General features: G+C 58.4%; 12 protein-coding genes. 5 read left to right on the forward strand and 7 right to left on the reverse strand.

All coding sequences use genetic code 11. The features are described from left to right. From ACIQU2_RS19635 to bfr, 3 genes are all read left to right on the forward strand, one after another. A partial coding sequence (locus ACIQU2_RS19635; protein WP_403143443.1) for a bL17 family ribosomal protein occupies positions 1–201 on the forward strand: 201 nt, incomplete at its 5' end. A gap of 240 nt (positions 202–441) precedes the next feature. Then, positions 442–1,896 carry a catalase gene (locus ACIQU2_RS19640; protein WP_403143445.1) on the forward strand — a complete coding sequence of 485 codons (1,455 nt, stop codon included), beginning with the start codon at positions 442–444 and terminating at the stop codon, positions 1,894–1,896. 149 nt (positions 1,897–2,045) lie between these two features. After that, entirely contained in the window at positions 2,046–2,510 is a 465-nt protein-coding gene (gene bfr / locus ACIQU2_RS19645; protein WP_403143447.1) for a bacterioferritin, read from the forward strand. A 65-nt stretch (positions 2,511–2,575) separates the two neighbouring features. On the opposite strand, the gene uvrA is transcribed toward bfr, so the two are convergent. Next, positions 2,576–5,410 carry an excinuclease ABC subunit UvrA gene (gene uvrA / locus ACIQU2_RS19650; protein ID WP_403143449.1) on the reverse strand — a complete coding sequence of 945 codons (2,835 nt, stop codon included), beginning with the start codon at positions 5,408–5,410 and terminating at the stop codon, positions 2,576–2,578. A 191-nt stretch (positions 5,411–5,601) separates the two neighbouring features. On the opposite strand from uvrA, the gene ACIQU2_RS19655 reads away from it, so the two are divergent. Further along, positions 5,602–6,999 (forward strand): MFS transporter, encoded by a 1,398-nt coding sequence (locus ACIQU2_RS19655; protein WP_403143451.1) that lies wholly within the window; start codon positions 5,602–5,604, stop codon positions 6,997–6,999. A 9-nt stretch (positions 7,000–7,008) separates the two neighbouring features. Next, entirely contained in the window at positions 7,009–7,536 is a 528-nt protein-coding gene (locus ACIQU2_RS19660) for a single-stranded DNA-binding protein (protein WP_056743429.1), read from the forward strand. A 70-nt stretch (positions 7,537–7,606) separates the two neighbouring features. Here ACIQU2_RS19660 and ACIQU2_RS19665 read toward each other — a convergent pair whose 3' ends face one another. The 6 genes from ACIQU2_RS19665 to ACIQU2_RS19690 form a co-directional block, all read right to left on the reverse strand. Next, positions 7,607–9,811: an OsmC domain/YcaO domain-containing protein gene (locus tag ACIQU2_RS19665; RefSeq protein ID WP_403143454.1), complete on the reverse strand. Its 2,205-nt coding sequence runs from the start codon at positions 9,809–9,811 to the stop codon at positions 7,607–7,609. 121 nt (positions 9,812–9,932) lie between these two features. Next, the gene (locus ACIQU2_RS19670; RefSeq protein ID WP_347802915.1) at positions 9,933–11,090 is read right to left on the reverse strand and encodes a glutathionylspermidine synthase family protein; all 1,158 of its coding nucleotides are present in this window, start codon (positions 11,088–11,090) and stop codon (positions 9,933–9,935) included. 12 nt (positions 11,091–11,102) lie between these two features. Then, the gene (locus ACIQU2_RS19675) at positions 11,103–11,825 is read right to left on the reverse strand and encodes a DUF1190 domain-containing protein (protein WP_347802916.1); all 723 of its coding nucleotides are present in this window, start codon (positions 11,823–11,825) and stop codon (positions 11,103–11,105) included. Between the two features lie 18 nt (positions 11,826–11,843). Beyond that, entirely contained in the window at positions 11,844–12,272 is a 429-nt protein-coding gene (locus tag ACIQU2_RS19680) for a DUF350 domain-containing protein (RefSeq protein ID WP_347802917.1), read from the reverse strand. 13 nt (positions 12,273–12,285) lie between these two features. Continuing rightward, positions 12,286–12,960 carry a DUF2491 family protein gene (locus ACIQU2_RS19685; RefSeq protein WP_403143457.1) on the reverse strand — a complete coding sequence of 225 codons (675 nt, stop codon included), beginning with the start codon at positions 12,958–12,960 and terminating at the stop codon, positions 12,286–12,288. Then, complete coding sequence (locus ACIQU2_RS19690; protein ID WP_347802919.1) at positions 12,947–13,981, reverse strand: ion channel; 1,035 nt, start codon at positions 13,979–13,981, stop codon at positions 12,947–12,949. Before ACIQU2_RS19690 ends, ACIQU2_RS19685 begins: the two co-directional genes overlap by 14 nt. Positions 13,982–14,042: the final 61 nt, after the last annotated feature.

Genomic DNA, 14,042 nt, shown 5'->3' on the forward strand with positions numbered 1-14,042 from the left:
CGCAGTCTGGCATTCGACCGTACACGTTCGAACGCTATCGTAGGTAATCTCTTCAACGACCTGGGCAAGCGTTACGCTACCCGTGAGGGTGGCTACCTGCGCATCCTCAAGTGCGGTTTCCGCACTGGCGACAACGCGCCTATGGCGTACGTCGAGTTGGTTGATCGTCCTGCCGGTGGTGAAGCTGTATCCGCTGAGTAAGACGTCAGTCTGAAACGAAGAACCGGGCCTAGTGCCCGGTTTTTTGTGCCTGTAAAAAACGCGCTGTTTGTACAAGCTTCACTGCGGTTCATGCCGTCATTATGTGAACGGGGTTGTTGGTAGTTTTTTTCTATTGATGTCTGCAAGTTAATGAATTTGTAGGTGTGCTGATCGATGGTCAATACTCCCTCCCAAGCCGATTAGCCGGCAGTTCCAAAACTGACAGAGGAAGAAGATCGCATGAGCCAAAACAAAACGCTTACGACCGCCAGTGGCGCTCCTGTCGCCGACAACCAGAATTCCCGTTCCGCCGGTCCTCGTGGCCCACTGCTGCTCGACGACTTTCACCTGATCGAGAAGCTTGCCCACTTCAACCGTGAAAACATCCCAGAGCGTCGTGTGCACGCCAAAGGCTCGGGCGCTTACGGTAAGTTCACTGTGACGCGTGACATCACTGAGTACACCAGCGCCAAGCTGTTTGAGTCCGTCGGCAAGCAAACCCCGACCTTCCTGCGGTTTTCCACCGTAGGCGGCGAACGCGGTTCGGCTGATACCGAGCGCGATCCACGCGGCTTCGCTCTCAAGTTCTATACCGAAGAAGGCAACTGGGACATCGTTGGCAACAACACGCCAGTGTTCTTCATTCGCGATCCACTGAAATTCCCCGATTTCATTCACACCCAAAAACGCCTGCCGCAAAGTAACCTGAAAAGCGCACAAATGATGTGGGACTTCTGGTCCCATTCGCCTGAGGCGTTGCACCAGGTCACCATTCTGTTCTCGGATCGCGGTATTCCTGATGGCTACCGCCACATGCACGGCTTCGGCAGCCACACTTACAGCCTGATCAACGCCAATGGCGAGCGTCACTGGGTGAAGTGGCACTATAAGACCCAGCAAGGGATCAAAAACCTGGCACCGGCAGAAGCGGCACGCCTGGCCGGTACCGATCCGGATTATGCGCAGCGTGATCTGTTCGGCGCGATTGAGCGCGGTGATTTCCCGAAATGGCGCGTGTGCATCCAGGTCATGACCGAGGCTCAGGCCGCCGCGCACTACGAGAACCCGTTTGACGTGACCAAGACCTGGTCGCAGAAAGAGTTTCCGCTGATCGAAGTGGGCGAGTTGGAGCTCAACCGCAACCCGCTGAATTACTTTGCTGAAGTCGAGCAAGCAGCGTTTGGTCCGAGCAACATGGTCCCGGGTGTCGGTTTGTCGCCTGATCGCATGCTGCAGGGTCGAGTGTTCGCTTACGCCGATGCTCACCGCTACCGTATTGGCACCAACCACCAGCAATTGCCGGTGAACGCACCTCGCAGCCCGGTGAACAGCTATCAGCGCGATGGTTCGATGGCATTTGGCAGCAATGGCGGTGCGGCACCTAACTACGAGCCGAACAGCTACGTTGAGTCGCCGAAACAGGCGCCTCGCTATGCAGAGCCCGAGTTGGCCCTAAGCGGCGCGGCTGATCGTTACGATCATCGCGAAGATACCGACTATTACAGCCACGCCGGAGCGCTGTTTCGTCTGATGAGTGATGAGCAGAAAGCCCTGCTGGTCAACAACATTGCCGGCGCCATGGGCGGGGTTTCCGGCGACGTGATTGACCGTCAATTACAGCATTTCTTCAGGGCCGACCCGGCGTATGGAGAAGCAATTGCAACGGCGTTGGGCGTACAGCTTAACGAAGTCTAAACGAGAAGCAGAACCGCCCTCATTTGGGCGGTTTTTGCGTTATTTAAACCACTTTTCTCAGAATATCTTCGCTTTTATCGCGCAAGCAGAGTGACCAAACAGTCCGCTTGGTTCAAACTACAGACTTTCAAGCAGGGAGATGTAGGGCGATGCAAGGCCACCCAGACGTAATCGATTACCTCAACACGTTGCTGACCGGCGAGCTGGCGGCACGTGATCAATATTTCATCCATTCGCGGATGTACGAGGACTGGGGTTTCACCGAGCTCTACGAACGTATCAACCACGAGATGGAAGAAGAGGCGCAGCACGCTGACGCCCTGATGCGCCGCATTCTTATGCTCGAAGGCACTCCGCGCATGCGTGCGGACGACCTGGATGTCGGCACCACAGTGCCTGACATGCTCGCTGCTGACCTGCGTCTGGAATACAAAGTCCGCGCCGCACTCTGCAAGGGCATCGAGCTTTGCGAGGTTCACAAAGACTACGTCAGCCGCGAAATGCTGCGTATCCAGCTGAACGACACCGAAGAAGATCACACCTACTGGCTCGAAAAGCAGTTGGGTCTGATCAAGCTGATCGGTCTGGAGAATTACCTGCAATCGCAGTTCTGATTCCGCTGCCTACAAAAAAGCCCCTGTCACCGATGAGGTGACAGGGGCTTTTTCGTGGGCCCGATTCAGGCCTTGTCGCGAGCCAGCAGCGGCTTGAGGTAGAAACCGGTGTGAGACTGCTTCATCTCCGACACTTCTTCCGGCGTACCGACAGCAATGATCTGGCCGCCCTTGGAACCGCCTTCCGGCCCCAGGTCCACCAACCAGTCGGCAGTCTTGATAACGTCCAGGTTGTGCTCGATCACCACCACGGTGTTGCCGTGGTCGCGCAATCGATGCAGTACGTCGAGCAGTTGCTGGATATCCGCGAAGTGCAGGCCAGTGGTCGGCTCATCAAGGATATACAGCGTCTTGCCGGTATCGCGCTTGGACAGTTCGCGGGACAGCTTCACCCGCTGGGCTTCACCACCGGACAGCGTGGTCGCTGACTGGCCGAGCTTGATGTACGAAAGGCCGACATCCATCAACGTCTGAAGCTTGCGCGCCAGGGCCGGAACCGCATCGAAGAACACTCGCGCTTCCTCGATCGTCATCTCGAGGGTTTCGTGGATGTTCTTGCCCTTGTACTTGATCTCCAGAGTCTCGCGGTTGTAGCGCTTGCTCTTGCAGACGTCGCATGGGACATAGATGTCCGGCAGAAAGTGCATTTCCACCTTGATCAGGCCATCGCCCTGACAAGCTTCGCAACGTCCGCCCTTCACGTTGAAGGAGAAGCGTCCAGGACCATAACCGCGGGAGCGGGACTCCGGCACACCGGCGAACAGTTCGCGAATCGGTGTGAACAGCCCGGTGTAGGTCGCCGGGTTGGAGCGTGGCGTTCGACCGATCGGGCTCTGGTCGATGTCGACAACCTTATCCAGATGCTCCAGACCTTTGATGCTGTCGTGAGCGGCCGCTTCGAGCGTCGTCGCTCCGTTCAACGCCGTAGCGCTAAGCGGGAACAAGGTGTTGTTGATCAGCGTCGACTTGCCCGAGCCGGACACGCCGGTTACACAGGTCAGCAGGCCGATTGGAATGTCCAGATCGACATTGCGCAAGTTGTTGCCCCGGGCGCCCTTGAGGGACAGCGACAACTTCTTGTTACGCGGCGTGCGTTTGGCTGGGACTGCAATCTTCACCCTGCCCGACAAGTATTTGCCGGTCAGCGAATCTGGATGAGCCATGACCTCGGCCGGCGTACCTTCGGCGACGATATGCCCGCCGTGTACACCTGCGCCCGGACCGATGTCCACGACGTAGTCGGCCAGACGAATCGCATCTTCATCGTGCTCGACCACGATCACCGTGTTGCCGATGTCCCGCAGGTGCTTGAGTGTGCCCAGCAGCCGATCGTTGTCCCGCTGGTGCAAACCAATCGACGGTTCGTCGAGAATGTACAGAACGCCAACCAGGCCTGCGCCGATCTGGCTGGCCAGACGGATACGCTGCGCTTCACCACCGGACAACGTGTCCGCACTGCGATCCAGTGACAAATAGTCCAGGCCAACGTTGACCAGGAACTGCAGTCGCTCGCGAATCTCTTTGAGAATCTTGTCGGCAATTTCACCGCGACGGCCAGTAAGTTTCAGAACACCGAAGTACTCACAGGCATCGCCAATCGGCAGATTGGTCACCGCCGGCAGCGTCTTCTCGCCAACCCACACATGCCGGGCTTCACGACGCAGGCGAGTACCACGGCAATCCGGGCAAGGTTGTGTGCTGAGGAACTTGGTCAGCTCTTCACGCACCGAAGCCGACTCGGTTTCGCGGTAGCGACGTTCCAGATTCGGCACGATGCCTTCGAACGGGTGCGAACGTTTGACGATGTCGCCACGGTCGTTCAGGTACTTGAAGTCGACGTTCTGCGACCCGCTGCCGTGCAAGATGAACTTCTGCTGATCGACCGGCAGATCGTTGAACGGTACTTCAAGGCTGAACTTGTAGTGTGAGGCCAGCGACCCGAGCATCTGGAAGTAATAGACGTTGCGCCGGTCCCAGCCACGAATCGCGCCCTCGGCCAGCGTCAGTTCACCATTCACCAATCGCTTGATGTCGAAGAACTGCTTAACACCCAGGCCATCACACGTCGGGCAAGCGCCGGCCGGGTTGTTGAAGGAGAACAGCTTGGGTTCCAGCTCGCTGATGGCATGGCCGCAAATCGGGCAGGCGAAGCGCGCGGAGAAGATGATCTCTTCGCCGGGCTCGTCGTCCATCGGCGCGACCAGGGCGATGCCGTCCGCCAGCTTCAGCGCGGTCTCGAACGACTCGGCCAGGCGCTGTTGCAGGTCGGCGCGCACCTTGAAGCGGTCGACCACTACATCGATCGTGTGCTTCTTCTGTTTATCCAGCTTCGGCAACTCGTCGAGTTCGCAGAGCCGGCCGTTGACCCGGGCCCGCACAAAGCCTTGGGCGCGCAGTTCTTCGAAGACCGAAAGGTGTTCGCCTTTACGCTCGCGGATCACCGGGGCCAGCAGCATAAGCTTGCTGCCCTCCGGTTGGGCGAGGACCAGGTCGACCATCTGGCTGACGGTCTGGGCTTCCAGCGGAATGTCGTGATCCGGGCAGCGCGGAATACCCACGCGGGCGTAAAGCAGGCGCAGATAGTCGTAGATTTCGGTGATGGTGCCGACCGTCGAACGCGGGTTGTGCGAGGTCGATTTCTGCTCGATGGAAATGGCTGGCGACAAACCTTCAATGGTGTCGACGTCAGGCTTTTCCATCATCGACAAAAATTGCCGCGCGTAGGCCGACAGCGATTCGACGTAGCGGCGCTGGCCTTCGGCGTACAGCGTGTCGAATGCCAGGGATGATTTCCCGGAGCCGGACAGGCCGGTGATGACGATCAGTTTGTCCCTGGGCAGGGTCAGGTCGATGTTCTTCAGGTTGTGGGTTCGGGCCCCACGAATCAGGATCTTGTCCAAAGTGGCCTCGCTCGGCGGGCGTCGAAAACGTAGGAGTATACGGCCAAATACTGGATGGATGCACACTATCGAATGAGCGGGTTGCAGCCTTACATGAAGAGTCTGTCAGCAGAGCGCGTCAAAGCGTCGCGATATACCCCGTCAATCGATGGGACTGGTAGAATCGCCGCCGGTTCACATGAGGTTTTTCCATGCACGATCCCCACAGCGAACGCATGAGTGGCAGTGAGACCCGCGCAGCAAGCGGTCTGGCCCTGGTGTTCGCCTTCCGTATGCTTGGCATGTTCATGGTGTTGCCGGTACTGGCGACCTATGGGATGGATCTGGCAGGAGCGACCCCGGCCCTTATCGGGCTGGCGATTGGCGCTTACGGCCTGACCCAGGCGATCTTTCAAATTCCTTTCGGCTTCATTTCCGACCGCATCGGTCGTCGTCCGGTGATTTACCTGGGGCTGATCATCTTCGCCCTCGGCAGCGTGCTGGCAGCCAATGCCGATTCGATCTGGGGCGTGATCGCCGGACGAACCCTGCAAGGCGCCGGGGCGATTTCCGCGGCCGTGATGGCATTGCTGTCAGACCTGACCCGCGAACAGCATCGGACCAAGGCCATGGCCATGATCGGCATGACGATCGGTCTGTCGTTCGCTGTCGCGATGGTTGTAGGACCGTTGCTGACCCGCGCCTTTGGCCTGTCCGGGTTGTTCCTCGCCACGGGCGGCATGGCGCTGTTCGGCATCGTGATCGTGATGTTCATGGTGCCGCGCTCGACCGGGCCGTTGCAGCACCGCGAATCCGGCGTTGCGCGCCAGGCGCTGATACCGACGCTCAAGCATCCAGACCTGCTGCGTCTGGACCTTGGCATTTTTGTGTTGCACGCGATGTTGATGTCGAGCTTCGTTGCGTTGCCTTTGGCGCTGGTCGAAAAAGCCGGGTTGCCCAAAGAGCAACACTGGTGGGTGTACCTGACCGCGCTGCTGATTTCCTTCTTCGCCATGATCCCGTTCATTATCTACGGCGAGAAGAAACGCAAAATGAAACGAGTTTTACTCGGCGCCGTCGCGACGCTGATGCTCACTGAGCTATTCTTCTGGCAGTTCGGCGATAGCTTGCGGGCTCTGGTGATCGGGACGGTGGTGTTCTTTACCGCGTTCAACTTGCTGGAAGCTTCCTTGCCATCGCTGATCAGCAAGGTGTCACCGGCAGGCGGCAAGGGTACGGCGATGGGGGTTTATTCCACCAGCCAGTTCCTCGGTTCGGCACTGGGCGGCATCCTTGGCGGCTGGTTGTTCCAGCATGGCGGTCTGTCGGTTGTGTTCCTTGGATGCGCCGGTCTGGCTGCCCTCTGGCTGGCCTTTGCTGTTACCATGCGCGAACCTCCCTACGTGACGAGCCTGCGCTTGCCGTTGTCGCCCGAGGCGATCCGCGAAGCGGGTCTGGTCGAGCGCCTGAAGGCCGTCGTAGGGGTAACAGATGCAGTGATCGTCGAAGATGAAGCGGCGATTTACATCAAATTGGACACAGAACTATTGGATCGCACCACCCTTGAGCGCCTGGTGAACAACCCGGCCGGGGCAGCGTGCGTAGCCTAGGAGAACGTTATGGCCCGTGGGGTTAACAAAGTCATATTGGTCGGCACTTGCGGCCAGGATCCCGAAGTTCGCTACTTGCCTAACGGTAACGCCGTGACCAACCTGAGTCTGGCGACCAGCGAACAGTGGACCGACAAGCAAACTGGTCAGAAGGTCGAGAAGACCGAATGGCACCGTGTGTCGATGTTCGGCAAAGTTGCAGAGATCGCCGGCGAGTACCTGCGTAAAGGTTCGCAGGTCTACATCGAAGGCAAGCTGCAGACCCGCGAGTGGGAAAAAGACGGTATCAAGCGTTACACCACTGAAATCGTGGTCGACATGCAAGGCACCATGCAGCTGCTGGGCGGCCGTCCACAGCAGGGCGACCAACAAGGCGGGGGCAATAACTACCAGCAGTCCGCCCCGGCCCCTCGCCAACAGGCTCCGCGTCCGCAGCAATCGGCAGCACCGCAACAGTCGCGCCCAGCTCCACAGCAGCAGGCCGCTCCTCAGCCGGCTCCGGATTTCGACAGCTTTGATGACGATATCCCGTTCTGATCCGCAGCTTTTTCAGAACCGTAAACAAAAAAAGCGAAGCCATCTGGCTTCGCTTTTTTGTTGGCGCTGTTTAACGGGATAAAGCGCTCACATTGGCCCGTGCCGAGTGCAGTTTCTTGTAGCTGTCGATCAACCGCAGGTGCCGGTCGAGGCCCTCCAGTTTCATGCTGGTCGGCGTCAAACCATGAAAGCGCACGCTGCCATCGACCGAGCCGATCACTGCATCCATTCGTTCGTTGCCAAACATCCGGCGGAAATTGGCCTCGTAGTCTTCCAGTTCCAGGTCTTCGTCCAGCTTCATCTCCAGCACCGCGTTGACGGCTTGGTAGAACAAGCCGCGCTCAACCGTGTTGTCGTTGTACTGCAGGAACATCTCCACTGCCTCTTTCGCCTCTTCAAATTGCTGCAAGGCGAGATAAATCAGCAGCTTCAACTCCAGGATCGTCAGCTGACCCCAGGCCGTATTGTCGTCAAATTCGATGCCGATCAGGGAGGTGATGTCGGTGTAGTCATCCAGCTCACTTTCCACCAGGCGCTCAACCAGCGCTTGCAGTTCGTCGTCGTCCAGGCGATGCAGGTTCAGGATATCGGCGCGGAAGAACAGCGCTTTGTTGGTGTTATCCCAGATCAGGTCGTCCACGGGATAGATTTCCGAATAGTCCGGCACCAGGATGCGGCATGCCGTCGCGCCGATATGCTCGTAGACCGCCATGTACACTTCCTTGCCCATGCCTTCGAGAATGCCGAACAAGGTCGCGGCTTCTTCGGCATTCGAGTTTTCACCCTGGCCGGAGAAGTCCCACTCCACGAATTCGTAATCGGACTTGGAGCTGAAGAAGCGCCACGACACCACGCCGCTGGAGTCGATGAAGTGCTCGACGAAGTTATTTGGCTCGGTCACCGCATGGCCTTCAAACGTCGGCTGGGGCAAGTCGTTGAGGCCTTCGAAGCTGCGGCCCTGGAGCAATTCGGTCAGGCTGCGCTCCAGCGCCACTTCCAGGCTCGGGTGCGCGCCGAAAGAGGCGAACACACCGCCGGTACGCGGGTTCATCAATGTGACGCACATCACCGGGAATTCACCGCCCAGGGATGCATCCTTCACCAATACGGGGAACCCTTGCTCTTCCAGCGCCTGAATACCGGCCAGAATCCCGGGGTACTTCGCCAGCACATCGGCGGGCACATCCGGCAGTGCAAATTCACCTTCGATGATTTCGCGTTTTACCGCACGCTCGAAGATCTCCGACAGGCACTGCACCTGGGCTTCGGCCAGCGTGTTGCCGGCACTCATGCCGTTGCTCAGGAACAGGTTTTCAATCAGGTTGGATGGGAAATACACCACTTCGCCGTCCGACTGGCGCACGTATGGCAGCGAGCAGATGCCGCGCTCTTCATTGCCCGAGTTGGTGTCGATCAGGTGGGAACCACGCAACTCGCCGTCGCGGTTGTAAATCTTCAGGCAGTGGGCGTCGAGTATTTCGGCCGGCAGTTCATCTTTACGGCCAGGCTTGAACCAGCGTTCGTCCGGGTAATGCACAAACGGCGCGTTGGCGATGTCTTCGCCCCAGAACTGGTCGTTGTAGAAGAAGTTGCAGTTGAGTCGCTCGATAAACTCGCCCAGCGCCGACGCTAACGCGCCTTCTTTGGTCGCACCCTTGCCATTGGTGAAGCACATCGGCGAGTGCGCGTCGCGGATGTGCAGCGACCACACATTGGGAACGATATTGCGCCACGAAGCGATTTCAATCTTCATGCCCAGGTCAGCCAGAATGGCTGACATATTGGCGATGGTCTGCTCCAGCGGCAGGTCTTTGCCCGCGATATAGGTGCCAGCCGCTGAACTGGAAGCAGGCATCAACAACGCCTGGGCGTCGGCGTCGAGGTTTTCCACTTCTTCGATCACAAACTCAGGCCCGGCTTGCACCACTTTTTTCACGGTGCAGCGATCGATGGAGCGCAGGATGCCCTGGCGGTCCTTGTCGGAGATGTCCGCCGGTAGCTCGACCTGGATCTTGAAAATCTGGTTGTAACGGTTTTCCGGGTCAACAATATTGTTCTGCGACAGGCGGATGTTATCGGTGGGGATATTGCGCGTGCTGCAATACAACTTCACAAAGTAGGCGGCACACAACGCCGACGACGCCAGGAAGTAGTCGAACGGACCCGGTGCCGAGCCATCGCCTTTGTAGCGGATAGGTTGATCGGCCACCACCGTGAAGTCATCGAACTTGGCTTCAAGCCGAAGGTTGTCGAGAAAGTTGACCTTGATTTCCATGGGGGATTACCAGAATAACGGCTAGACGATTTGGCGGCCATTATCCGGCATTTCAGCCATAAGTCTTGCGGGCGTCTGTCGATATGTCCACACCGGGCCTTTTTAGTGGGCGATGGAGGGGTCAGTCGAGTATCAGATGCGGCAAGAACCGGCTCGAATCCTTGGTGATCAAGCTGTTGTCCTCACGCACGCCGATCCCCGCCGCTTGATCGCCGATGACCCAGGAACCAATCAAAGTAAAGCTGTCGCCGAACTGCGGCAGCGGCGCGAATTCCTGAAGGATAAACGGCGCATCGGTGTAGGGGCCGTCCTCTTTCACGATCAGACCGTCAGCGGTTTGCAGCTCGATATTGGCCCCTTCCCGCGAGAAGAACGGCTTGCGCACCCAGCCTTTCGGCACGGCTTTGCCCGGATCGGTATCCAGGTGTGCCGCAAGCAAATTCGGATGACCTTTGTTGAACTCCCACAACAGCGGCAGGATGCCTTTGTTGGAGATGATGGATTTCCAGGCCGGTTCGAAAAACTGCGTATCACTCTGCGCAATCGCTGCACCAAACGGCTCGTGGAAGATGAACTCCCAGGCATGCAGCTTGAACAGGTGGGGAATCCAGCGATCTTCAAGGTCGACGAAGCGTCCGTCACTGGTGAGGCCGATGTCTTCGAGATCAATGTGCCGTGATTCGATACCAACCTTTTCCGCGATCAGGCGCAGATAGTCAGTGGTGCCTTTGTCTTCGACCGAGTCTTTCATCGAGGCGAAATAGAACGGCTGCTTGAGCTGCAGTTGAGCAAAGGCCTGATGCAGTTTGGTGTCGATGCTGTTGAACTGGTCGGCATGCTTGGGCAGCAAGCCGCGCTCGATGCATTGCTCCAGCCAGCCCCACTGAAACGCCGCGGCCTCATACAGGCTGGTCGGCGTGTCGTAGTTGAGTTCCAGCAACTTGGCGGGCCCGGTGCCGTTGTAGGAGAAGTCCATGCGCCCGTACAGGTGCGGGTGACCTTCGAGCCATGACGTGCGAATCATGTCGAAGAAAGGCGCGGGGATGCTCAGGCGTTCCAGCAGCTCTTCGCTCTGAACCACACGGGCCACCAGGTCCATGCACATCTCATGAATCTCGGTGGTCGGGTCTTCGAGATCGTTCTCGATCTGTTTGAGCGTGAACTGGTAATAGGCGCTCTCGTCCCAATAGGGTTCGTCGTCGATGGTATGGAACAGAAAGCCGAGATTCTCGGCCGTCTGTTTCCAGTCAGGACGCTCTGTGCAATGGATTTTCTTCATGGTCCGGTTTCCTTAACTGCTCGAACCGCCGCCGCCGCCCCAGCCGCTGCGTGCGCTGGCCTTGCTGCCGAAGCCGCCACGGGAGGTGGACGAGGCAGCGGAAACCGGCTTGCTGGTGGAAGAACGGACCGAGTCGGCGTAGTTGCTGCTGCCGTACCTCGCCTGATTGGACTTGGTAAACGTCGAGCCCTTTGAAATCCGCTGGTTGAGCGTTGATGAACCGTAATTTCCGCGATCATCGCGATAACGGTAAACCGGCTCGGAGTAGTAGCTGTTGCGGTTGCTGCTCAGCATGTTGCCGATCAGCAGGCCGGTCAAAAGGCTGCTGGTGGAGAAACCCGAGCCCCCACTGTTCGCCGCTTCCGAGGCAGGTAACTGCGCCTTGGCCGCGTCCACCTGGGATTGCGTCACCTGGCCATCGGCGGTCAGTTCGAAACCGCCCAGCTTGGGGATGAACTTGCCGGCGGAATCCTGCTGGCACCAGTCGGCGACAAAGTCGGCATCGCAATCGGCCTGGTTGTCGTAAACCGGCGCAATGCGGCGATGCTCGGCCATGGCCGTCATGTAGGCGTCCGAGCAGACGTCCACCGGAAGCTTTTCATCGGCACACTGCTGAACGGACTGGAAGTTGTACTTCTTCTGCACCGCGTAGGTTTTTTCCGTCGGCCCGCAGCCTGATATCGCCATGGCGACCGACGCTGCCAGCGAAAGCTGAACGTACTTGCTTCGTTTCATCGGGATCTCCGGGCGCAATCAGTTCTGGGAAGGGGTCATGCACGCGGCGTTCAACATGCCGACGCTGATGGCCACGGCTGCCACGTAGATGCCGGCAGCGATTTCACCTTTTTTGATGCGCTCAGAGGTGCCTTTGAGCACCAGGCTGGTCACCAGAAACGCCAGCAGTTGAACGAGGGCCGCGATCACTGCCCAGACGACGAAGTCGAGGATGCTGATCGAGTAGGCAATCACATTGCTGGCCGGAATAGCGAAACCGATGATGGCGCCCCCCAAAGCGATTGCGGCCGCCACGTTGCCCGAACGGATCAGTTCGAATTCCTTGTGCGGGGTGATGCGGGTGTAGATGAACTGGAACAGCGCGAACAGCACGGCGGCGCCGAGGATGTACGAAACGAAGCCGAGCACGGCGGCTTTGTTCAGGGAGATGGAGAGCGCTTCGAGCATGGACTTCTTCCTTTTAAATAGTGTTCAGGTCGGTGGTGTACAGCGAAATGCCCAGCGATGTGCTCAAGCTGATGGTGCCTTCGGCGTCTTCTTCGACGGAAAACAACAGGAACTCCCGGCGATCGGTCAGGCCGGTTTCGCGGGCGTACAGCATCGAACGGTGTTCGATGCTGTAGGACTCATCCGGATTTTTCAGCTGTTCGCTCAGCGTCACCAGTTCTGTCTGGCCGTTTTCGGTGCCCCATTCGCGGGTGTATTCGACGCCGTTGTGGGTGTAGGTCGGCAGCCCGATCAGGCTTTGCGGGCCGGCCAGACGACGCAGCTCCGCTTCACTGCTGATGGTGATGTAACTGAGGTAGTTGAACAGGATCACCGACTCGACCTGCCCGGCGATGTCGCCGGTGGTGTGCACCTGCAGCCAGTAGTCTTCGTCGTTCATGTAGTAGCGCGACAGCCAGGTCGACTGCCCTAGATCGACGGTGCCATTGCTCCAGATCTGTTGGGAGCCCGGGATCGTCACCGTGGTGTTGCCGTCGAGCAACAATCTCAGGGAAGTGTCGAACATCACGCCCTTGCCCAATGCCAGGCCCAGCGGACCGGTGGTGGGCAGGGTTTCGCTGGCTGTCCATTTCGATTCGGTATTCGCTTTCGGGGCCTCAAGCCCCATCAACTGTTTAAACCATCCCATTGGAGATTTCCTTGAGGCGAGTGGAGGCGATGTAGAAGAGTTCGCCGCCCTCAACGTGCGTGGTGCTGGGCGGGTTGATCGACGGTTGTCGGGCGCCTTTGGCGCGATAGCCGATAAGGGTGGCGTTGTGGTGCTCTTTCATCTGCGCGTACAGATCGCCGAACGTGGCTTCGAAGGCCTCGGGCAGTTTCATCAGGTATTGGGTGGCGCCTTGGCCGACGCACAGCAGTTCATTGATGACCACTGACGAGCCCGGATCCTGAGAGGCGCGCACCAGCATCTCGATGGCCATGCTTGAGGTGCATTCCAGGCTGGGCGCGTAGGCGCTGGCGAGCGCAGCGACTTCACTGTCATTGAAGTGGGCGACCACATGCCCGACAGGCTTCAGTTGATTGACCGCCAGCACGGTGGCCAGGGTCAGGTCGTCTGAATGGGTTCGCACCAGAACGCGTTCGGCAGCCGGAACGCCGGCGCGCAGTAATAACGCCACAGAGGACAGGCTTTCACCTTTGATGAAGCTCGCTTTGCCCGGCATCGGGTTTTCTTCAAGGGTGCAATCGCAAATGACGATCAGGTTGTCGTTGGAGGTTTCGTCCTGAAGCAACAATTCAATGACCCGTTCGCTGGACGCGCCTTCCCAGCCGATGAGAACCGTATGGCCGACCTTGCCGGTGTAATCGCCTTTGCCCTTCATGCCTTTTCTCCATGCATCGATGACGCTGCTGGTGGTTTTGCCGATGGCTGCCGTCAGCAGCGCAATGCCCCCGAGCATGACCCAGGTTGCCACGAAAATTCGTCCCGCCGATGTCTGTGGCGCGAGATCGCCGTAGCCGACAGTGAGTGTGGTGGTGAGATAGAAGTAGGTAAACGTGGCGGGGGCGGTGAGGTGTTGTTCGCCCAGAAACACCAGCCCCAGCCAGGCGGTGGTCAGGTGTACGCCCAAGGCAATGGCCAGACCTGCCCAGCCGAACCGGTGGAAGAACGTCGCGGCGTACACGCGTAATAAAAGAAAAATCGACATTTCGTCCCTGACTCCGTGGGGGTACCGTTCCTGGCGATGTAATCGCTTCGGCGTCTGAGCG

It is taken from the genome of Pseudomonas sp. NPDC098740, from assembly GCF_044760065.1.
GTDB classification, from domain to species: domain Bacteria; phylum Pseudomonadota; class Gammaproteobacteria; order Pseudomonadales; family Pseudomonadaceae; genus Aquipseudomonas; species Aquipseudomonas rossensis.